The following is a 21999-nucleotide window of genomic DNA, read 5'->3' on the forward strand; positions in this document are numbered from 1 at the left end:
CCGCGCTCGGCATCCCTGTCACAGAGCCCGTGGGATAAGTCTGTCCGGGGAAAGGGGAACCCCGGCCATCAGCCGATTTGTGCAACAGAGCCCATCCCGACCAGAGATCATTTAGAACGGCAACCGGGAAACCCGACAGAGACCAGAAACCTGCCATATTCTCGCCGCATCGCTGCCAACTTCGAGCCCAAATATACATATCAGAATAACTAATACTCTGACATCAATCTTCCGCCTGTAGGACAGGAATATTCGCAAACCGGAAACAGCTCGACTCAGCGCTTGGATCTCGAAAGGAGCGTCCCATGAGAATCATCTCTCCAGCAACCAATATCTACCGGTACGACGGATCATTGAGCAATCTTCTCAACGGCTCGCTTCTGTCAGCCTCCCTTATAAATGATACGTCTTCTCCAATTACGGGATTTTTTCAAGACGGCAACGGGATTCTCAGCCAAAGCGATGACGGCGTTGCGACCTTCACGCCGACGGGGGGGGTGCCCAATGCGATTGACTATATCGGTGCCGGCACAGTTGCAATCGCCAGCCTACTAGGAATCGAACTCGACAGCAGGCCAGTCGCTGTGTTCGAAATGAATGGCCAAATCTATCTATATGCGACAAGCGGGCTGCCCATACTAAGCGGTCTCCTCATATCTTTCGATATATCGGAAACGGCAACTTTCAATCTGCCAAACTCCAGTAACGGTAAGGTTGATGGCACCGCTGCATCCGAAGTCCTCGGCTTGGGTCATATCGACGCAGACAATGATGAAATTTCCGATATGGATGACTTCATCTTCGGCAAAGGTGGAAATGACACCATTTACGGGGCGAATGGCAATGATTGGATCCGCGGTGGGACTGGGAGAGACGAACTGTTCGGAGGCGAAGGGAATGACACAATACGTGGCGATGATGGCAACGATGTGATATATGGCGATGCCGGATTTGATAACCTTTTCGGAGGTGCAGGCAACGATACGATCTACGGCGGCAACCATCGTGACGTCCTGCGCGGGAATGAAGGCAACGATGTGCTTCATGGAGACGATGGGCATGACCGGTTGTTTGGTATGGCAGGCGACGACATCCTCTTCGGTGGCAACGGCGATGACACATTGGTTGGCGGCAGCGGCAAAGACGTCCTCACCGGTGGGGCGGGCTTTGATGTGTTCCTGTTCGCCCGCACTTTCGACGTCGGCCGCCCAGGCATGCGAGACGAAATCACCGACTTCGAGAGGGGCTTCGACAAGATTGACTTCTCCGCACTTGGCGTCACTTTCGATGGATCTGGCTTCTCAGGCGAGTACATGTCGGTGAGGTTCGGCACGAGCGCTGGCGATGGCTACCTTCACATCGACGTCGACGGCGACCGCAAGGCGGACTTCTCTCTGAAACTGCACGGTGTGACCGAATTCAGCGCCGACGATATTCTGGTCTAAACTGCGAAAAAACTGCCCGGCGACCATGCCGGGCAGTCAGGCACTGGACCGGAGCCTCCGGTTTCCCTATATCTTCCGTCAGGAAAACAGACGGACCCGATATGACCGCTCAAACATCTGCGCCTGTCGAAGGCGCTCCGCTGATCCGCCCGTCCACGACGGACCATCCGCTTTACGAGCCGATTGTCGAGGCGTGCCGAACGGTGTTCGACCCCGAGATTCCCGTGAATATCTATGATCTCGGGTTGATCTACACCATCGACATCGACACCGAGAATGCGGTGGACATCACCATGACGCTGACGGCGCCGGGGTGCCCCGTCGCGGGTGAGATGCCCGGCTGGGTGGCCGATGCCGTCAACGCATTGCCCGGCGTGAAACAGGTGGATGTCAGCATGACCTTCGACCCGCCTTGGGGGATGGACATGATGTCGGACGAGGCCCGCCTGGAACTTGGGTTCATGTAAGGGGACGGAAATGTTCGGCATTCCCGGCAAGCAGGCGGTAACACTGACACCCGCAGCCGCGCGGCAGATTGCACGGCTGATGGCGCGGGACAACACGCAAGGCCTGCGGATCGGCGTCAAGAAAGGCGGCTGCGCAGGCATGGAATACACCATGGACTATGTGTCCGAGGTGAACCCGCTGGATGCCGTGGTCGAACAGGACGGCGCCCGCGTGCTGATCGCGCCGATGGCGCAGATGTTTCTGATCGGCACCGAGATCGACTATGAAACCGGGCTGCTGGAAAGCGGCTTCCAGTTCCGCAACCCCAATGTGGCCGAGGCCTGTGGCTGCGGCGAATCGATCAAGTTCAAGGAAACGCCGGGGGCCTGACCCCCCGGATTCCGTCAGGCGGCATGGGCGCCTGCCGCCAGATCGGCCACCCGCGCCAGAACTTCTTCCGTGGGGCGGCCTTCGCCGATCAGCTTGACGATGGCGGATCCGACGACACATCCGTCGGCTACGCTGGCAATGGTCTGCGCCGCCTCGGGCGTGGTGATGCCGAACCCCACGATCACCGGCAAATCCGTTGCTGCCTTGATCCGCGCGACCTCTGGCCCCACGTCGCCCGCCTGCGCCGCCGCCGATCCGGTGATCCCCGTGACGGAGACGTAATAGACGAACCCGCTGGTGTTCTGCAAAACGGTCGGCAGACGCTGGTTGTCGGTCGTCGGCGTCGCCAGACGGATGAAGTTGAGGCCCGCCTGCTGCGCGGGCACGCAAAGTTCGTCGTCTTCCTCGGGCGGCAGATCCACCACGATCAGACCGTCAATCCCCGCCTCGCGCGCCTCGGTCAGAAAACGCTCTACGCCACGGGAATAGATCGGGTTGTAATACCCCATCAGCACGATCGGCGTCGTCTCATCTTCGGCACGGAACGCGCGCACCATATCCAGCAGCCGGTCCAGCGTCATGCCGCCTTCAAGCGACCTCTGGCCGGCAAGCTGAATCGTTGGGCCGTCGGCCATCGGATCGGTGAAAGGCATCCCCAGTTCGATGATATCCACCCCCGCGCCGGGCAGTCCCCTCATCACCGCCAACGAGCGGTCGGAATCGGGATCCCCGCCCATGATATAGGCGACAAAAGCCTTGCGGTTCTGGTTGCGCAGGCGGGCGAATGTCTGGTCGATACGGGTCACGGATTCTGCCTCCACTTTCCGTCCCTGATGCGGCAGGGCGAGCCAAAAGGCAAGCATGGCCAGCCGCACCAAGGAGTTTCACTGCCATTCGGCCGGTTCCGCGACACATCCTGCCCGCAAAACACAGGACTTTCCGCCTGTCGCGCTCTGGAATGTTGATATCAACGCACCGCAATGCCATCCTCGGGCCACCGCATGAGGAGGAGCGCCCATGAGCTTTGACCCCTATATCCATTTTCAAGGAAACTGTCGGGCCGCGCTGACGGCCTATCAGGAATTGTTCGGCGGCGATCTGGAGTTGATGCCCTATTCCGCCGCCCCGGATTGGCCTGATGGTACGCCGGAGGCTATGAAAACCTCCGACCGGGTGATGCATGGCACGCTGCGCCTGCCGGAGGGGCGTATGCTGATGGCCTCGGACTTTCCGCCCGGCATGGGGGGCGATCCGCAGCAGGCGGTCAGCATCAGCCACATCGCCCCGACGATGGAACGCGCAAGGCAGATCTTCGCGGCACTGGGCGATGGGGGCGCGGTGATCATGGCATTTCAGCCCACCTTCTGGTCGGACGGGTTCGGCATGGTCAAGGATCGCTTCGGCACACACTGGATGGTGTCGGCGCCCTGGCGGAACTAGGGCTTTGCCCGCTTGATCCTGCGGGGGGCTGCGCCTACAAGCGGGCGGTCAACGCACCGGAGGGTCACATGGGTTTCAAGATGGGTATTGTCGGGCTGCCGAATGTCGGCAAGTCCACGCTCTTCAACGCACTGACCCGCACGGCGGCGGCGCAGGCGGCCAATTTTCCGTTCTGCACCATCGAGCCCAATGTGGGTGAAGTCGCCGTGCCAGACCCGCGACTGGACAAGCTGGCCGCGATTGCCGGATCGAAACAGATCATTCCGACGCGCATGACCTTTGTGGATATCGCGGGACTGGTGCGGGGCGCCAGCAAGGGCGAAGGGCTGGGCAACCAGTTCCTCGCCAATATCCGCGAATGCGATGCCATTGCCCATGTGCTGCGCTGCTTCGAGGATGGGGATATCACCCATGTCGAAGGCCGGATCGACCCGGTGGCCGATGCCGAAACGATCGAGACAGAACTGATGCTGGCCGATCTGGAATCGATCGAACGCCGCCGCACCAACCTGGTCCGCAAACTGAAGGGGGGCGACAAGGAAGCCGCCGATCAGGACCGTTTGCTGGCCATGGCCCAGGCGGCCCTGAACGACGGCAAGCCCGCCCGCAGCGTAGAGGTATCGGACGACGATTCACGGCAGTGGCGCATGTTGCAACTGCTGACCGCCAAGCCCGTGCTTTATGTCTGCAACGTCGAGGAAGCCTCGGCTGCAAGCGGCAACGGCGAGTCTGCGCGTGTGGCAGAGATGGCCGCGCGCCAGGGTGCGGGCACCGTGGTGATATCGGCCAGGATCGAGGAAGAGATCAGCCAGTTGCCCGCCGACGAAGCCGCGATGTTCCTGGAAGAGATGGGGCTGGCCGAGGCGGGGCTGGACCGCCTGATCCGCGCCGGACACGACCTGCTGGGATTGCAGACCTATTTCACCGTCGGCCCCAAGGAGGCGCGCGCCTGGACAATCACACGGGGAACACTTGCGCCACAGGCCGCAGGCGTGATCCATGGTGATTTCGAAAGGGGTTTCATCCGCGCCGAAACCATTGCCTACGAGGATTATATCGCAGGCAAGGGCGAGGCTGGCGCCAAGGAAGCCGGGAAATTCCGCGTCGAAGGCAAGACCTATGAGGTCAAGGACGGGGACGTGCTGCATTTCCTGTTCAGCGGCTGACAGGTCCAAAGGCCCATCCAACCGGGCTCTGCCCCGATGCGCCCCTGCACGACTGCGCGCCGAAGGGGCGGCCTGCGCCGGGCCGCGCAACTGCCCCGGCTGGGCTTTGATCAGGGCGAAAGGCAATCGCGCAACGGGGTCGGGTCAGACCGAAACCGTGGCGCGCAGACGTTCCTGGGTCAGGGTGGACCTGGTACCCTCCAGCGCGACCGCGCCGCGTTTGAGCACATAGAAGCGGTCGGCCAGGTCATAGGCAAAGTCGAAATACTGTTCGACCAGAATGATGGCCATGTCCCCCTTGGCCTTGAGATAGGCGATCACCCGGCCGATCTGCTGGATGATGTTGGGCTGGATCCCTTCGGTCGGCTCATCCATCAACAGCACCTTGGGCTTCATGATCATAGCGCGGGCGATGGCGAGCTGCTGTTGCTGCCCCCCCGACAGATCGCCGCCACGACGATGGAGAAACTCCTTCAGGATCGGAAACAGCTCAAAGATTTCGTCCGGGATGCGGTGGTCGGATTTCGGCAGCAGCGCATAGGCGGTTTCCATGTTTTCGCGCACGGTCAGCAGGGGAAAGATCATCCGGCCCTGCGGCACCACGGCCAGACCCTGACGCGCCATGTCCTGCGGGCGCAGCACCGGCAGGGCCTGCCCCCCCATGATGACCTTGCCCCCCGAGCGCGGATGCGTCCCCGCCAGCGCCTTGAGCAGCGAGGTCTTGCCGACGCCGTTGGTGCCCATGACACAGGTCACCTCTCCGGCCCTGGCCTCCATGGTGATCCCGTGCAGGATCTGGCTGCCGCCATAGTGCAGGGTCAGGTTTTCCGTGCGGATCATGGTCTTAGCGCCCCAGATAGACTTCAATGACGTGCGGATTCGAGGTGACGTGATCCAGACTGCCTTCGGCCAGGACCGCCCCTTCGTGCAGGACGGTGACGCGGCAATCGAGGCGGCGCACAAACTCCATGTCATGTTCCACGACCACGACGGCACGGGTTTTCGCCAGATCGACCAGCAGGCGCGTGGTATGCTCGCGTTCTGCCAGCGTCATGCCGGCGGCCGGTTCATCGACCAGCAGCAGCTTGGGCTCCTGTGCCAGAAGCATGGCGATTTCCAGCCATTGCTTTTGCCCGTGGCTGAGTTCGCCCGCCTTGCGCGGCAAGGCATCCTCAAGGCCCACTTCGGTGGCCAGCGCCTGAACGCGGTCCATGTCGGCGGGTTTCGCGCGCCAGCCCAGCACGGCAAAGGGCGAACGGGGCGCCCGTAGGGCCATGACCAGATTTTCCGTGACCGTCTGATCCTCGAACACGGTGGGGCGCTGAAACTTGCGGCCGATGCCGATGCGGGCGATCTGCGCCTCGGACATACGCAACAGGGACTGTGCCATGTCGCCCCAGACCACCTTGCCCTCGTCGGGCCGCGTCTTGCCGGTGACGATGTCCATGAAGGTGGTCTTGCCAGCGCCGTTCGGCCCGATGATGGCCCGCAGTTCCGCCGGGCCTATGGCAAAGGACAGATTGTTGATCGCACGGAAGCCGTCAAACGTGACCGAAACGCCGGAAACCTCAAGCAGGGTGCCGTTCATTCCACGGCCTCCTTTTCCATCAGGGCGCCGTCATCGGGGCCCAGCGCTGTGCCATGGCGGTTCGGGTGACGCAGCCCCTGAACCAGGTCGAACAGGCCGCCGATGCCCTTGGGGGCGAACAAGGTGACAAGGACGAAGGACAGGCCCAGCAGGATCTGCCACCAGTCCACCCAATTGACAGTATAGACCCCCAGATTGACCGAGGGCGCCCGCCCGCCGGTGAACCACGAGGACAGGAGCGAGACGAACGCGGCCCCGATGACCGCGCCGTAAAGCCGCCCCCTGCCCCCGATCGCCACCCAGACCGCGAGATAGATCGAGGCGATGGGCGCCAGTTCCGCCGGGTTGATGATGCCCGCCTGCGGGTAATACAGCGCACCGGCGATGGCCGCGATCACTGCCGTCAGGGTAAAGACAAACAGCTTGTACCCTTCGACGGAATAGCCAAGAAAGCGGACGCGCTGTTCATCGTCGCGGATCGCACGGATGACCGAGCCGAACTTGCCCGACACGATCCAGGCGAGACCGACATAGACCAGCGCCAGCGCGGCGGCCGAGGCCCAGAAGAACCAGATGGACAGGTCGGCCTGCGGGATCTGGTCAAGACCGGGAAGGTTCTGAAGACCGGACAGGCCATTGTTGCCCCTCAGCCCGCTGTCGTTCTGGAACAGATACAGGGCTGCGGCCAGCGTCATGGCCTGGGTCAGGATGGACAGATACACCCCGGTGACGCGGCTGCGGAAAGCCAGCCAGCCAAAAACCAGCGCCAGCACTCCCGGCACCGCCACCACCAGCATCAGTTGCAGCGGCAGCGAATGGGCAAAGGCCCAGATCGGTGGCAATTCCGATGCGCCGACGACGCCGAAGATCTGGCTGGCGATGCCTTGACGGATCTCCTCTGCCGTTGCGGGCAACACCTCGTTTGCCAGTGCGGCGACCACGATACCCTCGGTCCGGGCATACATCAGCCACATGCCGATCATGTAGCCCCCCAGCGCAAAGAACGCCATGTGGCCCAGCGACAGGATGCCCGCATAGCCCCAGACCAGATCCATCGCCAGCGCCACGAGGCACAGGCACAGTGTCTTGCCCAGCGTCTTGACAAAGGAGGTGGAGACGAGCGCGGAGCCGTAGGCCTCGGACATCAGGGTGATGGCAAGGGTGAACAGCGCCAGCGCCAGCAGAAACCACAGAACCGACGGGTTGCGGGACAGGAAGGTGCGGGTCATGTGCGGTCTCCGGCGGTGGAAGCGGGGGGCCAGCCCCCCGCGCCCCCCGGGGTATTTGTGGCAAGATGATGGGAGGCGGGCGCATTGGCCGAGAAGGGTGGCGCGGAGCGGAGCAAGGCAGGACGCATGGTCAATCCCCCGCGGCCCGGCCCTTGAGCGCGATGATGCCGCGCGGCCGGAACTGGATGAACAGGATGATGAACAGGATCATGTAGGTCTGCGCGGCCAGGGTGTTGGACGGGTTCAGCCATTCGATGCCCTTTTGCAATGTGCCGATCATCAGCGCCCCCGCCAATGCGCCCCAGATATTGCCCACACCGCCAACCACCACGGTCATGAAGCTCTGCACGATGTAGTCGGATCCAAGCTCCGATGTGACCTTGGCGAACAGGCCGATGGCGACGCCTGCAATGCCCGCGATGCCCGAGCCAAGGCCGAAGGTCAGCATGTTGATGCGGTCGGGGTTGATGCCCATGCTGGCCGCCATCGTCGGGTTCTGTGTCACGGCACGCACTTCCAGCCCAAGGCGCGTGCGCTTCATCAGCCACAGGAAAAAGCCCAGGAAGGCCAGCGCCAGTACAAAGATGGCAATGCGGATGTAGCTGATGCCCACGATATCGTTGAACACCAGCGCGCCATCCAGCCAGGACGGGGCCGTCAGCGGCCGTGCCTGCGTGCCGAAGATGTTCTTTGCCAGTTGCTGCAACGCGATGGAGATCCCGAAGGTGGCCAGCAGGGTTTCCAGCGGGCGCTTGTAAAGGTGCCGGATGACAAGCCGTTCCATCACGACACCCGCCGCGAAGGTGACGGCAAAGGCCAGCGGCAACGCGATCAGGATCGAAAGCGTGTAATTGCTGATGTAGAGTTGCACGACATAGCCGGTGTAGGCGCCCAGCATGATGAATTCGCCATGCGCCATGTTGATCACCCGCATCACGCCAAAGGTGATCGCCAGGCCGATGGCCGCCAGGAAATAGATCGAGGCCAGCGACAACGCATCCAGCGCCAGATCGGTGGCCTGCATGGCGGCCAGCTTCAGTTCGATCCCCTCAAGCACCTCTGTGGCGGCTGTGGTCACGGCCGGATCAGGCTCGGCATGGATGGCATGGAAACGGTGCGCCGCAACTGCGGCCACGACCTCGGCATCGGTTGCGGCGGCGGGGACGGCCCCGGCTGCCTCCAGCGCGTCATAGGCACGATCGCGGGCTTGCGGCGTGTCAAGCTGTGTCAAGGGAATACCGGCGACCGCGCCATCCACGATATTCGCCGCCAGCGCGGCCTTGAGCTCCGTGCGCGACAAGCGGGCCGGGGCCAGATCCGCGGCCACCAGAAGCGCATAGGCCTCGTCCATCGTCAGATCTGAACCGGGGCGCAGGGTGCGGGCAACATTCGCACCATCGGGCAATGTGCCTGTCCCGACACTGTAGGTCGTGGCAAGCAACGGATTCAGCGCACCACGCAAATCCAGCCCCAGATCGCCCGCGAAACTCTGGATCGCAGCCACGCGCGCGGCGCTGTCGGCATCGAACCGCAGGGTCAGTAGCCGCTCAAGACGTTGTTTCTGCGCCTTGAGTGCGGGGTCGGATTCTGCCGGGATCGAGGCGCGCAGGGGCACCAGGTGTGCAGCCGACGGGTCACGGGCAACGGAGACCAGCGCCGCCTCGCGCTGGCGGCGGTCGGGATCCGACAGTTGGAACTCGACCAGCGCCGTCGCGATCAGGCCGCGCACCCCCGCATTGGGCCGCAACTCGACGATCTCGGATCTTGCGGCGGTTCCCGCCTCTGTGCCATCCGGGGACTTCAGCGCATAGCCGTCGGGATCTGGCGCGATCAGAAAGAACGCCCCGTCGGACTTGCGCAGGCCAAGCCCCCTGTCGGCCCAGGCGGCAAGCAGCGTCAACGCCTGCGGATCGCCACTGGCGGTCAGGGCGGCAATCACCGGGCCGATGGTCTGGCGCGACGATTTTTCGACCAGATCGCGGTTTTCCGCAAGAATGTCTGCGGCGGTCTGCGCCTGTGCGGCCATGGGCAGCAGCAGAAACATGGCCGCAAGCAACGCAGCAAAAGTGGCGCGCATGGAAGGATCCTGCCCTTGAAACGGCCAAGGGGGAGGGAGGCCCCTCCCCCCGGATGTCAGTAGTTGGATTTGACCTGCACGCAGGTCTTGGTCTGGGTGTTGTACATCCCGCAGTCCAGCGCGGCCCAGTCAGACTCCAGCACCGCGGATTCCGGCAGGAAGTCGGTCCAGGCATCGCCGGGCACCGGGTCGGTCTGGCTGATGATGTCGAACTGGCCGTCGGCACGAATTTCACCGATCAGCACCGGCTTGGTCAGGTGGTGGTTCGGCAACATCTTGGCGACACCCCCGGTCAGGTTGGGCACTTCGATCCCGTACATCGCGGTGCGGACGGCATCGACATCGGTGGTTCCCGCGGCCTCGACGGCCTTGACCCACATGTTGAAGCCGATGACATGCGCCTCCATCGGGTCGTTGGTCACGCGGCTTTCACCGGCAAAGGCCTTCCACTTGGCAATGAATTCGGCATTCGCCTCGCCTTCGGCGGACTGGAAGTAGTTCCAGGCCGCCAGGTGGCCCACCAGGTTCGATGTATCGAGGCCCGACAGTTCCTCTTCGCCGACCGAGAAGGCGACGACGGGGATGTCGTCGGCCGAAATGCCGGCAGCGGCGAGTTCCTTGTAGAACCCGATATTGGCATCGCCGTTGATGGTGGAAATCACCCCCACCTTCTTGCCATCCGCGCCCAGAGCCTTGACATCGGACACGATCTTGGACCAGTCGGAATGGCCAAAGGGCGTGTAGTTGACAAAGATGTCGGCCTCCGGGATCCCCTTGCCCATCAGATAGGCCTTGAGGATATTGTTCGTGGTGCGCGGGTAGACATAATCGGTCCCCAACAGCGCGAATTTCTCGACACCCAGTTCGTCCAGGAAATAGTCGGTGGCCGGAATGGCCTGCTGGTTCGGGGCGGCGCCGGTGTAGAATACATTCCTGGACGATTCCTCGCCCTCGTACTGGACCGGATAGAACAGCAGGCCGTTCAGTTCCTCGATCACCGGCAGCACGGATTTGCGCGACACGCTGGTCCAGCAGCCGAACATCACATCGACATTCGAGACGGTCAGCAACTCGCGCGCCTTTTCGGCGAACAATGGCCAGTCGGAGGCCGGATCGACCACCACCGCCTCCAGTTGCTTGCCCAGTAGACCGCCCTTGGCGTTCTGTTCGGCAATCAGCATCAGCATCGTGTCCTTCAGCGTCGTCTCGGAGATCGCCATGGTGCCGGACAGCGAATGCAGCACACCCAGCTTGATGGTGTCCTGCGCCGATGCCGCACCGGCCGTCAGCGCAAACGCGCCAGCCAGCCAGAGACATTTCAGATTGCTCATTCCATTCCCCCGTGTCGGGGCCGCCATGCGGAAACAGGGGCTTCCCCTGCGATGCAGGCGACCCTATATCCGGGCGGCAACTTTGTTGCACCCCGTGCGGTGGGGGCAGACTTCCACATCGGGCCGCCACCGCACATCCGTTACGGGCAGATGGTCCCCCCGCAGGTCCACTGAACCTGCGACGCTGCAATGCAGCAAATCCCATGGCAAAGGTTGGCGAGCGCGCGGAGGATTCCGCCCAACGGTTGCGCAACTGTCAGGCATCTGCCCGAAATCGCGGCGTTCGAAAATCGAACCGGCGGGAATCAGCCGCGGACAGCCCCTGTCCCGACCGGCGCCCAGATCACATCGTCGATACGGGCCGCCCCGGTCGCCAACATCGCCAGCCGGTCGAACCCCAGGGCAATGCCACTGGCAGGAGGCATATGCGCAAGGGCGGCCAGCAACTCCTCGTCCAACGGATAGCGTTCACCATAGAGTCGTTGCTTTTCATCCATCTCGGCCACAAAGCGGGCGCGCTGCTCCACCGGATCGGTCAGTTCACCAAAGCCGTTGGCCAGTTCCACCCCGCAGGCATAGAGTTCGAACCGCTCTGCCACCCGTGCATCACCGGGGCAGCGGCGGGCCAGCGCGGCCTCGTGCGCGGGATAACGGTCCAGGATGGTGGCACGGCCATGGCCAAGGTGCGGCTCGACCCGCTGCACCAGAACTGCGGACAGCAGATCCGACCATGTGTCGCCGGCATCCACCCGCATTCCGGCGGCCATGACCTGTGCGGCCAAAGCCTCGCGGTCCGGGCGCCCGTCGGCATCCATGGTCGCCAACAGGTCCAGCCCGGCATGGCGCTGGAACGCCTCGGCAACCGACAGCCGCTCGAACTCGGCAAAAGGGTCACAGACGGCCGTGCCCCGGCGCAGCACCGGGCTGCCCGCCGCCTTGGCGGCAAGCCGCAGGAGGCTTGCACAATCGGCCATGAGCGCGGTGTAGTCCTGCCCCACCCGGTACCATTCCAGCATGGTGAACTCCGGGCTGTGCCGTGCACCGCTTTCCCGGTTCCGCCAGACATGGGCAAAGGCGAATATGCGGGCCTCGCCCGCCGCAAGCAGCTTTTTCATCGCAAATTCAGGCGAGGTGTGCAGATACATCCGCCGCGCCACACCATCGTTTCCGATGGCATCGGTGGCAAAGGCGTGCAGATGCGTCTCGTTTCCCGGACTGGCTTGCAGCGCACAGGGATCGACCTCGGTGAAACCGTCATCGTCGAACCAGCGGCGCAGGGCCGACTGGATACGGTTGCGCGCCAACAATGCGGGGCGGCGATCGGCGTGACGGGCGGCGTTCCACCACGGAGTTTCAGACATGTCTCGCGCCTTTCGGCTGGAATTCTTCGGGCGGATGCGCTACGCGCAACCCCAATCGCGCGGGCCTATAGGCCGCCGTCATGGAAACCACAAGGAATAGCAGACGTGAAAGTCATCGCCTCCTCGCTGCGCAAGGGCAATGTCGTCGATATGGACGGCCGCCTGTACGTTGTTCTGAAAGCCGAAAACTTCCACCCCGGCAAAGGCACGCCGACCACCTCGGTCGATATGCGCCGCATCTCGGACGGGGTGAAGGTGTCGGAACGCTGGAAAACCACCGATCAGGTCGAAAAGGCCACGGTGGACGAGCGCGAATACGACTTCCTCTATGAAGATGGCGAAGGCTATCACTTCATGGAGCCGGAATCCTATGAACAGGTCGTCGTGACCGAAGACATCATGGGCGGCAACAAGGTGTACCTGCAAGAAGGTATGCGCGTCTGGCTGAAAACCTTCGAAGGCAACCCCATCGCCCTGGAAGTGCCGCAGAAGATCACCGTCGAGATCACCGAGACCGAGCCGGTCGTCAAAGGACAGACCGCCTCGTCCAGCTACAAGCCCGCGATGACGGACAATGGCCTGCGCGTCATGGTCCCGCCGCATATCGGGACCGGCACGCGCATCGTGATCAACACCGATGACGACAGCTATGTGGAACGCGCGCGGGACTGATCCGACCGATCCGACCGTCAAAGGGGCGCCTTGGGCGCCCCTTTTCGTTGCGATGGTCCCGCTCAGCCATTTGGCGTCATGGCCTTGCGCTGACGGCTGCGTTCCAGCCCAAGCTTGCGCTCGCGCCAGATGATCAGGATCCCCGCCCCCACCACCAGCGCCGCCCCCGCCAGCATCGTCAGCGTGGGCACCTCGTTGAACACGGCATAGCCGATGCCCAGCGCAAAGATCATCGAGGCATATTCGAACGGCGCAACGACAGACGCATCGGCGTGACGATAGCTGGTGGTCAGCAGGATTTGCCCGACCCCGCCCAGCAACCCGGCGAGGATCAGCAGCCCCGCCTCTGTCCAGGTGGGCACCACCCATCCGAATGGCAGCGAGATCAATGACAGCGCCGCCGCATTGAACGAGAACCAGAACACGATGGTCGCCGTGCGTTCCGTGTGAACCAGCTTGCGGACGAATATCTGCGCAAGCGCCGAAAACACCGCCCCGCCCAGGGCCAGGGTTGCGCCAAGCGCCTGAGCGTGGCTTGCCCCGGCCCCGATCGACAGGCGCGGCGACAGCACGATCAGCACCCCGATCAGGCCCAATCCCACCGCGCCCAACCGCCAGGCCCCGACCCGTTCGCCCAGAAACATCGCCGCGAACACCACCACCAGCAGCGGCGCCGCATAGCCAAGCGCCGTCACCTCTGGCAAAGGCAGGAACCCCAGGCTGGCAAAGCCCAGCGCCATGGATGCAGTGCCCACCACAGCCCGCCAGAAATGCCCCAGCGGGTTCTTTGTGCCCACACCGACATGCAGTTCCTTGCGCAGGTACAGCCACAGCACGATCACCGGAATGGCAAAGAACGACCGAAAGAACACCGCCTCGCCCGGCGGCACATGATCCGAGGTCGCCTTGATCAGCGACTGCATCGCAATAAAGATCACCACCGAGGCGATCTTGAACCCGATCCCGCGCAAAGGTTGCATGGCCGGCCCCCGTCCTGTTCCCCCCTGCCTTCGCATCCCCGGCCCCGAGGTGCAAGGGCGGGCGCCGGTTCAGATGGCGCCCGCCAGCGTTCAGGCCGCAGCGCGCTGGCGCCGCGCCACCGCATCCGCCAGATCGTGCAGCACGGCGCGCGTCTCCTCCCAGCCAAGACAACCGTCCGTGATGCTTTGGCCATAGGTCAGCGGCTGTCCCGGCACCTGATCCTGTCGCCCGGCGATCAGATGGCTTTCCAGCATTACCCCACGGATGGCGCTGTCACCTGTGCGGATCTGGTGGGCGATATCGGCCAGAACCGCGGGCTGCCGCAACGGATCCTTGCCACTGTTGGCATGACTGGCATCTATGACGATGCCCGGCTCGACCCCTGCCTTGCGTGCGGCGGCAACCACGGCCGCAACGGCGGCCGCGTCATAGTTCGGGCCATGGTGGCCGCCGCGCAACACCACATGGCAGGCGGGATTGCCCGTGGTGGTCGCAATCGCCGCCTGCCCCTGTGCCGTGACGGCCGGAAAGCTGTGCGATGCGGCGGCCGACCGTATGGCATCCAGCGCCACCTGCACGCCGCCATCGGTCCCGTTCTTGAACCCCACAGGACAGGACAGACCCGAGGCCAGTTGACGGTGGATCTGGCTTTCCGTCGTGCGTGCGCCAATCGCGCCCCATGCGATCAGATCGGCGAAATACTGGGGCAGTATGGGGTCCAGGAACTCGGTCGCCGCAGGCAGCCCCATGCGGTTCACCTCCAGCAGCAGACGGCGCGCCATGGGCAGGCCATCCTCGATCCGGTCAGAGCCGTCCAGATGCGGGTCATTGATCAGCCCTTTCCACCCGACGGTGGTGCGAGGCTTTTCGAAATAGACCCGCATCACGATTTCCAGCCGGTCCCCCAGCGCGCGACGTTCCGCGGCAAGCCGGGCGGCGTAGTCCAGCGCTGCGCTGGATTCGTGGATGGAACAGGGCCCCACGATCACCAGCAGCCGGTCATCCCTCCCGCCCAGAATGGCGCGAATGGCCCGCCGACTGTCGGCAACCGTGTGCGAAATGGCATCATCCCGCGCCAGTTCGCGTGCCAGCGCCACAGGCGACGGCAGCGGGCGCAAGGTGTGGATATGAAGGTTATCGGTCTGGATCGGCATGGTCTTTCCTTGGGTGGGAAGGGCGGACCGGGGCATTCAGATTGAAAAAGCCGCCGGTCGAACCAGCGGCTTCGGGAGAGTATCGCGTTGTCTGCGCTATACCGTTACCCGATCCCGCCGGACAGGCGGAACCAATAAAACGAGGCAAAGGTATAGGCGTTCAACTGCGACATGTGCTGTAGTTATCCTGTGCCAGGCGGCCTGTCACCCATTTTTTGACAGAATGAAGAAGGCCACCGTCATGGCCGCCCCCACGCCCGTAATGAACCAGCGCAGCACGGCGGGCCGCGTAATGCGTCGCGCGGCCCAGGCACCCAGAGAGCCACCCAGGGCACAAGACAGTGCAAGCGGCACTGCATGGGTCCAGTCGATCAACCCGGCGATGGCGTAGGTCGCCACCGAGACCAGCGACAGAACGGCCGAGATCACGTTCTTCAACCCGTTCATCGCATTCAGGTTTGCAAAACCGATCAGGCCGAACACGGCCAGCAGCATGATGCCCAGCCCGCCGTTGAAATACCCTCCATAGATCGACACCACGAGCACCAATCCGGCCGCCATGACCACACCGGCCCCCTGCCCGCCCCGCGCGGTGATCCGGCGCAGCAGAACCGGCCCGGCGGCAAAGACGACTGTCGCCAGCAAAAGCAACCATGGCACAATGGCCGAAAAGGCATCTGACGGGGTGACAAGCAACAGAACCGCGCCGAGGAAACCGCCCAGAACGGCCAGCACAAGGATCATCCGCAGGCCAAGCGGCCCTTCGGCCCGCAGATCCCTGCGGAACCCCCAGGCACTGCCGACATATCCCGGAAGGGCGGCCATGGTCGCCGTGGCATTGGCCATGACCGGCGGGACACCGGCCCAAACCAGTGCCGGGAAGGTCAGGAACGTGCCTCCGCCGGCCACGGCGTTCAGGGCGCCGGCGGAAAGCCCGGCAAGCATCAGGACGAAGGTGGTCAGCATGGCGGTCCTCTGACGTTGGAATGCGCGATGACTTGCACATCCGCTCATTGGTCTGCAAATTGGTCTGATCCTGATGGTTTCCGAATGCCCCGCCTGACAGACATCCTGCCCGCCTTGCGCCACGCCATGGAACGCCACGCGCCTGTGGCAGGCGACCGCCTGCCCGCCGAACGCGATCTGGCGGCAGAGCTGGGGTGCAGCCGCCAGACCCTGCGGGCCGGGCTTGCGATCCTGGAACAGGACGCGGAAATCTGGCGCCATGTCGGGCAAGGCACGTTTCGCGGCCCGCGCCCCCTTGGACATCCGGTGCGGGAATCCCTGTTGATCGAGGTGCGATCCCCGGCGCAGATCATGCGCGCCCGCCTGCTGATCGAACCGCCCATCGCCGCCGAGGCCGCCCGAACCGCCGGGGCGGCGGAACGGCGCTACCTGTCCATGTTGGCCGACGACGCACGGGCGGCCACCACGCGCGCGGCTTGCGAGCAGGCAGATGCGCGTTTTCATCGCGGGATCGCCGAGGTGGCCGACAACCCGATCCTGCTCGGGGTGCTGGACCATCTGTCAGGCGCGCGCCGCCGCGCCGTGTGGCAGCGCGAATGGGACCGGACCTATCGCCAGGTCGGAGTGGCCGAATTCACCGGGCCGCACAGCGACCAGCACACTGCTATCGTGGACGCCATCGCGGCGGCGGATGCCCAGCGTGCCCAGTCCGCGATGCGCAGCCACCTGGAAACCATAGAGCGCGCGATGCGCCTGGCCGAAGCCGTTGTGGGCAGAGAAACCCGTGGTTAACTGATGCTGACCTATGGTCAACTTCGACAGAGCCCGATACGTTTTGACAAGGAGGGGGTCGATGCCGGTCATTTCCATCGTTTCAGCCTCGGCCATGGGCAGTCTGGCCGCACTTGCCGCCCTCGCGTTCGAGGCAGAGGCCGCTGTCGCGGTGACGCTGTGGCTGGCAACCGGATCCCTTGGCACCCTGCCCGCGCTGCGGCACGGGATGCGCGGCGCCCGCAATCCGGACGATCAGACCCCGTAATACTCCCTGTACCAGGCCACGAACCGCGCCACCCCCTCGCGGAACGGGGTTTCGGGGCGATGGCCCGTTAGGCCCTGCAACAGCGACGCATCGGCCCAGGTCGCGGGCACGTCTCCGGGCTGCATGGGCAGATAGCGCCGGATTGCCTTGCGCCCCAGGCTCTCCTCTATGGCGTCAACGAAATCGAGCAGTTTCACCTTGTCGGAATTGCCGATATTGACCACGCGCCACGGCGCGACGGGGGACAGGCTGTCATGCGGGCCGATCGGGGCCGTGCCGGGGGCCGCGTCGATCAGGCCACGGATGCCGCGCACCAGATCCTCGACATAGGTAAAATCGCGCCACATGTCGCCATGATTGTAGATGTCGATCGGCTCGTCTTGCAGGATGGCGCGGGTGAACTTGAACAGCGCCATATCGGGCCGCCCCCAGGGACCATAGACGGTAAAGAACCGGAACATGGTGGTGGGCAGGCCATGGATATGCGCCCAGGCATGGGCCATCGCCTCGTTCGCCTTTTTCGTCGCCGCATAGAACGACATCGGGGTATCGGCCTTGTGCGTTTCGGCATAGGGCATGTCGGTGTTGGCGCCATAGACGGAACTGGTCGAGGCCATCAGCAGGTGGCGCACCCGATGGCGCAGCGCGACCTCCATCACGTTGAACGTGCCAACGATATTGGCATCGACATAGGCGCGGGGATTGTCGATGGAATACCGCACACCGGCCTGTGCGGCCAGGTGGACGATCACATCGGGGCCAAATCCATCAGCGACCGCATCCAGGGCGGCGCGATCCTCCAGCAAACCCTCGGCGCAGTGAAAACGGGGGGTCTCGGCCAGACTCTCGTGCCGCCGCCGTTTCAGCGCCACGTCGTAATAGTCGGTCATCCCGTCATAGCCCTGCACCTCGGCCCCTTCGGCCAGAAGAAGACGGGACAGGTGAAAGCCGATGAACCCGGCGCTGCCGGTTACAAGAACACGCATGAACGGTCGCTCCATAGTGCGCACAGGTTGCCGTATCGCCAGGATCGGAACCAGCCCTTGCGGAGACCATGCAGCAAACTGTGGCACCCATGCGGCGCGAAACAGGGAATTTGCCGGTATTCAGGCTGTTGAGTGCCTGCGGCATTCCCGCCGTGTGGGGGAGCGACGCCCGGATCCCCGTCCCGCCGGTGCCCTGCCCTGCGATCTGCCGCAGGAAACCCGCCGCCGGATCGGCACGGCGGCGGGTCTGGAGTGGCAGCGCCCGATCACTCGGCGGCAGTGGCGGCCGGGTTGTTGGGATGATCTTGCCAGTTGGCATAAGGCGCCACGGGGCGCCCTGTGCGCGGGTCCACTTCGCCCAGCGGCATCTGTTCCATGGTGATGCAGTTTTCCACCGGGCAGACGTTGACGCACAGGTTGCAGGCAACGCATTCGGCGTCGTTCACCTCGAACACCCGGCCCGGTTTCATCAGGATGGCCTGGTGGCTGGTATCTTCGCACGCGGCATAGCAGCGGCCGCATTTGATGCAATCGTCCTGGCTGATCCGCGCCTTGGTGACATAGTTCAGGTTCAGATCCTGCCATTCGACAAAGTTCGGCACCGCGCGTCCGATCAGGTCGGACATGGCCATGCCCTTGTCGTCGAGATATTCCGACAGGCCGGAGATCATCTCTTGCACGATCTTGAAGCCATAGGTCATCGCGGCAGTGCAGACCTGCACATTGCCGGCGCCCAGCGCCATGAACTCCGCCGCATCGCGCCAGGTGGTGACACCGCCGATGCCCGAAATCGGCAAGCCGCGGGTTTCCTGATAGCGCGCGATTTCCGCCACCATGTTCAGTGCAATCGGCTTGACCGCCGGGCCGCAATAGCCGCCATGGCTGCCCTTGCCGTCGATCATCGGAAAGGGCGAGAAGTGATCAAGATCAACGTTGGTCACAGATTTGATCGTGTTGATCAGGCTGACCGCATCGGCCCCGCCGCGTTTCGCCGCAATCGCCGGGGGCAGGATCGAGGTAATGTTGGGCGTCAGCTTCACGATGCACGGCATCCGGCTGTATTGCTTGACCCAGCGTGTCACCATCTCGATATACTCGGGCACTTGGCCAACGGCAGACCCCATGCCGCGTTCTGCCATGCCATGCGGGCAGCCGAAGTTCAGTTCCACCCCGTCGGCCTCGGTATCCTCGATCCGCTTGAGGATGTCCTTCCAGCTTTCTTCGTCGCAAGGCACCATCAGCGAGATGACCAGGGCGCGGTCCTTCCACTTGCGCTTGACCTCCTTGATCTCGCGCAGGTTGACCTCCAGCGGGCGGTCGGTGATCAGCTCGATGTTGTTCAGGCCAAGCAGGCGACGGTCCGCGCCCCAGACCGCGCCATATCGCGGGCCCGAGACGTTGACGATGGGCGGCCCTTCGGCCCCCAGCGTCTTCCACACCACGCCGCCCCAGCCCGCCTCATAGGCGCGCTCGACGTTGTATTGCTTGTCGGTCGGCGGCGCAGAGGCCAGCCAGAACGGGTTGGGCGATTTGATGCCCAGAAAGTCACTTCTGAGGTCGGCCATGGCTGTCCTCCACAGGATGTTGGCTTATGGCAAGGGAACAGACACCGCTGGCCAGCGGTGCCCAAGGGGAATGTCGGAAAAGTGCGGGGGCGGTCAGCCAGCCAGAGCCTGCCAGATCCAATGCAGGATGTTGCCGCCAACCTCGCCCGACTTGGGTATGGCCCAGGCCCAGGCGATGGCGCCGACCAGATCGACAGCCAGGAACAGCGGCAAGTTCATGCGCGAGATACCGGCCATCAGGAACACCACCGCCCGCAACGGGCCGACGAAATGCCCGATCAGAATGGTGACAATTCCCCAGCGGGCAAACGCTCTGGTCGCCCGCTCGGCCAGTTCCGGGTGATCGCGCAAGGGCCAGAGTTGCAGCATGACCTTGCCGTAGCGCCAGCCCAGCCAGTAGGAGAACACCGATCCGGCGATCGCCCCCAAGGCCCCGCCGATCCACAGCGGGATAAAGTCCAGCGCGCCGGTTGCCACCACGGCCCCCACCCCGAACAGGATCGCAGTCGAGGGGATGAGAATCGAGAATACCGGCAGCGTTTCGGCCAGGGCGAAGAAAAAGGCGATCACCCCCGCCCAGGCGCGATTGTCGCTGACAAAGGCGATGGCAGAGTCCACGAAAGCGTCCACGACTGTCTCCCGAAGGGCTGTTCAAGCCAGCGAGAGGTATCGCCATCGGCGCCGGGTCACAACCCGCTGTCATGTCCGGGCCATCAGATGCGCGTGAATCGCCTCTGCCGCGTCGCGCCCCTCGGCCACTGCGGTGACGGTCAGGTCTTCGCCCCCCGCCGCGCAATCGCCCCCTGCCCATATACCTGAGCTGGCGCCGGCGATCTTGCCGCCCTCGACCGACAGGCCATCGGGCACACCTGCCAGCATTTGTCCGATGGCCTTGAACACCTGATCTGCCTTGAGGGTAAAGGTCTCTGCCTCAGGCTTGCCATCGACGGCATAGGCGAATTCCACCGCTTCGGCCTTGTCCGTGCCGATCACCTTCAGGGGAACGGCGTTGTAGACGATCTTGACCCCCACTTGTGCCGCATGATCCTGTTCGTAGCCGCTTGCACTCATCCGATCCTTGCCACGACGATAGACCATGGTGACGTTTTCGGCTCCCAGCAGCTTGGACTGGACCGCGGCGTCCACTGCGGTCATCCCGCCACCGATCACCACGACATCGCGCCCGACCGCAAAGCTCGGCAAGGCCGCCTGCCGCAGTTCGGCGATATACTCGACCGCGTCGCGCACACCATCAAGGCGCTCTCCCGGTATCCCAAGGGAATTGACCCCCGCCAGACCGATGCCAAGGAATATGGCGTCATGCTGCGCCTTCAGCCCGTCCAGCGTGATGTCCCGGCCAAGCCTCTGGTTGCAGAGGATTTCTATCCCTCCGATCTGCAAGAGCCAGTCCACCTCTGCCTGGGCAAAGTCCTGCGTCGCCTTGTAGGCGGCGATGCCGTATTCATTCAGCCCGCCCGGCTTGGGACGCGCCTCATAGATCACCACGTCATGGCCCTTCATCGCCAGACGATGCGCGCAGGACAGGCCCGCAGGCCCGGCCCCCACAACGGCCACACGTTTGCCGGTCGGTGCCGCGCGCGTGTAGGGATGGGGCTTTGGCATGGCCACGCTGGTGGCATAGCGCTGCAACCGCCCGATTTCCACCGGCTTGCCTTCGGCGGCTTCGCGCACGCAGGCCTCTTCGCACAGGGTTTCGGTTGGACAGACCCGCGCGCACATGCCACCCAGGATGTTCTGATCCCAGATCGTCCTCGCCGCCGCTTCGGGCGTTCCGGTGACGATCTGGCGAATGAACAGCGGAATGTCGATGCTGGTCGGACAGGCCGTGATGCAGGGCGCATCATGGCAGAAATAACACCGATCCGCCGCCACCTGCGCCTCGTGCATGTCAAAGGGCGGATCGACGTCTTCGAAATTGCGGGCGATCACATCGGCGGGCAGACGCCCCGGTGCGATGCCGGGGGTAAGCTGGCTGTTGGACAAGCGGTGCCTCCCTTGGGCTTTGTTTATTGACCTCAGGCTGCCACAGTCCAAAATTTTATCAAGTGGTAAAATATCAGGGTAAATCGCTTTTCTGGCCTCATGCCTGCGCGACAGGCGGCTTGCCGCAACCTTGGGCACGTTGTCGGCTTTTCCTTGCA

General features: G+C 63.5%; 22 protein-coding genes. 8 read left to right on the top strand and 14 right to left on the bottom strand.

The window, feature by feature from the left end:
- The first annotated feature begins 305 nt into the window (after nucleotides 1-305).
- From BW970_RS20380 to BW970_RS19085, 3 genes are all read left to right on the top strand, one after another.
- Nucleotides 306-1445, top strand: coding sequence for a calcium-binding protein (locus tag BW970_RS20380; protein ID WP_083701386.1), 1140 nt, complete (start codon nucleotides 306-308; stop codon nucleotides 1443-1445).
- A 101-nt stretch (nucleotides 1446-1546) separates the two neighbouring features.
- Nucleotides 1547-1912, top strand: coding sequence for an SUF system Fe-S cluster assembly protein (locus tag BW970_RS19080; RefSeq protein WP_076534368.1), 366 nt, complete (start codon nucleotides 1547-1549; stop codon nucleotides 1910-1912).
- Nucleotides 1913-1922: 10 nt separating this feature from the next.
- A complete protein-coding gene (locus BW970_RS19085) occupies nucleotides 1923-2282 on the top strand; it encodes a HesB/IscA family protein (RefSeq protein WP_076534370.1) in 360 nt (119 codons plus the stop codon).
- 14 nt (nucleotides 2283-2296) lie between these two features.
- Here the strand turns inward: BW970_RS19085 and trpA are convergent, their stop codons facing one another.
- Complete coding sequence (trpA, locus tag BW970_RS19090; protein WP_076534418.1) at nucleotides 2297-3088, bottom strand: tryptophan synthase subunit alpha; 792 nt, start codon at nucleotides 3086-3088, stop codon at nucleotides 2297-2299.
- Between the two features lie 211 nt (nucleotides 3089-3299).
- Between trpA and BW970_RS19095 the strand changes: the two genes are divergently transcribed.
- The gene (locus BW970_RS19095) at nucleotides 3300-3722 is read left to right on the top strand and encodes a VOC family protein (RefSeq protein ID WP_076534372.1); all 423 of its coding nucleotides are present in this window, start codon (nucleotides 3300-3302) and stop codon (nucleotides 3720-3722) included.
- A gap of 68 nt (nucleotides 3723-3790) precedes the next feature.
- Nucleotides 3791-4888, top strand: coding sequence for a redox-regulated ATPase YchF (ychF, locus tag BW970_RS19100; RefSeq protein WP_076534374.1), 1098 nt, complete (start codon nucleotides 3791-3793; stop codon nucleotides 4886-4888).
- Between the two features lie 144 nt (nucleotides 4889-5032).
- Here ychF and urtE read toward each other — a convergent pair whose 3' ends face one another.
- From urtE to epmA, 6 genes are all read right to left on the bottom strand, one after another.
- Nucleotides 5033-5728 (bottom strand): urea ABC transporter ATP-binding subunit UrtE, encoded by a 696-nt coding sequence (urtE, locus tag BW970_RS19105; protein ID WP_076534376.1) that lies wholly within the window; start codon nucleotides 5726-5728, stop codon nucleotides 5033-5035.
- 4 nt (nucleotides 5729-5732) lie between these two features.
- The gene (gene urtD, locus BW970_RS19110; protein WP_076534378.1) at nucleotides 5733-6476 is read right to left on the bottom strand and encodes an urea ABC transporter ATP-binding protein UrtD; all 744 of its coding nucleotides are present in this window, start codon (nucleotides 6474-6476) and stop codon (nucleotides 5733-5735) included.
- Nucleotides 6473-7705, bottom strand: coding sequence for an urea ABC transporter permease subunit UrtC (gene urtC, locus BW970_RS19115; protein WP_076534380.1), 1233 nt, complete (start codon nucleotides 7703-7705; stop codon nucleotides 6473-6475). The genes urtD and urtC overlap by 4 nt, the downstream gene beginning before the upstream one ends.
- A gap of 130 nt (nucleotides 7706-7835) precedes the next feature.
- Nucleotides 7836-9782, bottom strand: coding sequence for an urea ABC transporter permease subunit UrtB (gene urtB / locus BW970_RS19120; RefSeq protein WP_076534382.1), 1947 nt, complete (start codon nucleotides 9780-9782; stop codon nucleotides 7836-7838).
- Between the two features lie 56 nt (nucleotides 9783-9838).
- Entirely contained in the window at nucleotides 9839-11113 is a 1275-nt protein-coding gene (urtA, locus tag BW970_RS19125) for an urea ABC transporter substrate-binding protein (protein ID WP_076534384.1), read from the bottom strand.
- Nucleotides 11114-11418: 305 nt separating this feature from the next.
- The gene (gene epmA / locus BW970_RS19130) at nucleotides 11419-12474 is read right to left on the bottom strand and encodes an EF-P lysine aminoacylase EpmA (protein WP_076534386.1); all 1056 of its coding nucleotides are present in this window, start codon (nucleotides 12472-12474) and stop codon (nucleotides 11419-11421) included.
- Between the two features lie 105 nt (nucleotides 12475-12579).
- Between epmA and efp the strand changes: the two genes are divergently transcribed.
- Nucleotides 12580-13146, top strand: coding sequence for an elongation factor P (gene efp, locus BW970_RS19135; protein WP_076534388.1), 567 nt, complete (start codon nucleotides 12580-12582; stop codon nucleotides 13144-13146).
- 62 nt (nucleotides 13147-13208) lie between these two features.
- Here the strand turns inward: efp and BW970_RS19140 are convergent, their stop codons facing one another.
- The 3 genes from BW970_RS19140 to BW970_RS19150 form a co-directional block, all read right to left on the bottom strand.
- The gene (locus tag BW970_RS19140) at nucleotides 13209-14126 is read right to left on the bottom strand and encodes a DMT family transporter (protein ID WP_076534390.1); all 918 of its coding nucleotides are present in this window, start codon (nucleotides 14124-14126) and stop codon (nucleotides 13209-13211) included.
- A 90-nt stretch (nucleotides 14127-14216) separates the two neighbouring features.
- Complete coding sequence (locus BW970_RS19145; protein WP_076534392.1) at nucleotides 14217-15281, bottom strand: 3-deoxy-7-phosphoheptulonate synthase; 1065 nt, start codon at nucleotides 15279-15281, stop codon at nucleotides 14217-14219.
- Nucleotides 15282-15485: 204 nt separating this feature from the next.
- Complete coding sequence (locus BW970_RS19150; RefSeq protein ID WP_076534394.1) at nucleotides 15486-16247, bottom strand: sulfite exporter TauE/SafE family protein; 762 nt, start codon at nucleotides 16245-16247, stop codon at nucleotides 15486-15488.
- A gap of 84 nt (nucleotides 16248-16331) precedes the next feature.
- Here BW970_RS19150 and BW970_RS19155 point away from each other — a divergent pair, with 84 nt between their 5' ends.
- Both BW970_RS19155 and BW970_RS19160 read left to right on the top strand, forming a co-directional pair.
- Entirely contained in the window at nucleotides 16332-17039 is a 708-nt protein-coding gene (locus BW970_RS19155; protein WP_076534396.1) for a FadR/GntR family transcriptional regulator, read from the top strand.
- A 61-nt stretch (nucleotides 17040-17100) separates the two neighbouring features.
- Entirely contained in the window at nucleotides 17101-17286 is a 186-nt protein-coding gene (locus tag BW970_RS19160) for a hypothetical protein (protein WP_076534398.1), read from the top strand.
- Here the strand turns inward: BW970_RS19160 and BW970_RS19165 are convergent.
- The 4 genes from BW970_RS19165 to BW970_RS19180 form a co-directional block, all read right to left on the bottom strand.
- A complete protein-coding gene (locus tag BW970_RS19165) occupies nucleotides 17274-18272 on the bottom strand; it encodes an SDR family NAD(P)-dependent oxidoreductase (RefSeq protein ID WP_076534420.1) in 999 nt (332 codons plus the stop codon). The two genes, BW970_RS19160 and BW970_RS19165, sit on opposite strands and share 13 nt — an antisense overlap.
- A gap of 266 nt (nucleotides 18273-18538) precedes the next feature.
- Nucleotides 18539-19837, bottom strand: a complete 1299-nt coding sequence (preA, locus tag BW970_RS19170) for an NAD-dependent dihydropyrimidine dehydrogenase subunit PreA (protein ID WP_076534400.1) — start codon at nucleotides 19835-19837, stop codon at nucleotides 18539-18541.
- A gap of 93 nt (nucleotides 19838-19930) precedes the next feature.
- On the bottom strand, nucleotides 19931-20467 hold the full coding sequence (locus BW970_RS19175; protein WP_076534402.1) for a DedA family protein: 537 nt from the start codon (nucleotides 20465-20467) through the stop codon (nucleotides 19931-19933).
- Between the two features lie 69 nt (nucleotides 20468-20536).
- Nucleotides 20537-21841: an NAD(P)-dependent oxidoreductase gene (locus tag BW970_RS19180; protein ID WP_076534404.1), complete on the bottom strand. Its 1305-nt coding sequence runs from the start codon at nucleotides 21839-21841 to the stop codon at nucleotides 20537-20539.
- Nucleotides 21842-21999 lie beyond the last annotated feature (158 nt).

This window comes from Gemmobacter megaterium (assembly GCF_900156815.1).
GTDB lineage: Bacteria > Pseudomonadota > Alphaproteobacteria > Rhodobacterales > Rhodobacteraceae > Wagnerdoeblera > Wagnerdoeblera megaterium.

What these genes read in the sequence shown, in the direction of transcription:
- BW970_RS20380 (WP_083701386.1), top strand. Translation starts at nt 306, where the DNA reads ATGAGAATCATCTCTCCAGCAACCAATATCTACCGGTACGACGGATCA.
- BW970_RS19080 (WP_076534368.1), top strand. Translation starts at nt 1,547, where the DNA reads ATGACCGCTCAAACATCTGCGCCTGTCGAAGGCGCTCCGCTGATCCGC.
- BW970_RS19085 (WP_076534370.1), top strand. Translation starts at nt 1,923, where the DNA reads ATGTTCGGCATTCCCGGCAAGCAGGCGGTAACACTGACACCCGCAGCC.
- BW970_RS19095 (WP_076534372.1), top strand. Translation starts at nt 3,300, where the DNA reads ATGAGCTTTGACCCCTATATCCATTTTCAAGGAAACTGTCGGGCCGCG.
- ychF (WP_076534374.1), top strand. Translation starts at nt 3,791, where the DNA reads ATGGGTTTCAAGATGGGTATTGTCGGGCTGCCGAATGTCGGCAAGTCC.
- urtE (WP_076534376.1), bottom strand. Translation starts at nt 5,728, where the DNA reads ATGATCCGCACGGAAAACCTGACCCTGCACTATGGCGGCAGCCAGATC.
- urtD (WP_076534378.1), bottom strand. Translation starts at nt 6,476, where the DNA reads ATGAACGGCACCCTGCTTGAGGTTTCCGGCGTTTCGGTCACGTTTGAC.
- urtC (WP_076534380.1), bottom strand. Translation starts at nt 7,705, where the DNA reads ATGACCCGCACCTTCCTGTCCCGCAACCCGTCGGTTCTGTGGTTTCTG.
- urtB (WP_076534382.1), bottom strand. Translation starts at nt 9,782, where the DNA reads ATGCGCGCCACTTTTGCTGCGTTGCTTGCGGCCATGTTTCTGCTGCTG.
- urtA (WP_076534384.1), bottom strand. Translation starts at nt 11,113, where the DNA reads ATGAGCAATCTGAAATGTCTCTGGCTGGCTGGCGCGTTTGCGCTGACG.
- epmA (WP_076534386.1), bottom strand. Translation starts at nt 12,474, where the DNA reads ATGTCTGAAACTCCGTGGTGGAACGCCGCCCGTCACGCCGATCGCCGC.
- BW970_RS19140 (WP_076534390.1), bottom strand. Translation starts at nt 14,126, where the DNA reads ATGCAACCTTTGCGCGGGATCGGGTTCAAGATCGCCTCGGTGGTGATC.
- BW970_RS19145 (WP_076534392.1), bottom strand. Translation starts at nt 15,281, where the DNA reads ATGCCGATCCAGACCGATAACCTTCATATCCACACCTTGCGCCCGCTG.
- BW970_RS19150 (WP_076534394.1), bottom strand. Translation starts at nt 16,247, where the DNA reads ATGCTGACCACCTTCGTCCTGATGCTTGCCGGGCTTTCCGCCGGCGCC.
- BW970_RS19155 (WP_076534396.1), top strand. Translation starts at nt 16,332, where the DNA reads ATGCCCCGCCTGACAGACATCCTGCCCGCCTTGCGCCACGCCATGGAA.
- BW970_RS19160 (WP_076534398.1), top strand. Translation starts at nt 17,101, where the DNA reads ATGCCGGTCATTTCCATCGTTTCAGCCTCGGCCATGGGCAGTCTGGCC.
- BW970_RS19165 (WP_076534420.1), bottom strand. Translation starts at nt 18,272, where the DNA reads ATGCGTGTTCTTGTAACCGGCAGCGCCGGGTTCATCGGCTTTCACCTG.
- preA (WP_076534400.1), bottom strand. Translation starts at nt 19,837, where the DNA reads ATGGCCGACCTCAGAAGTGACTTTCTGGGCATCAAATCGCCCAACCCG.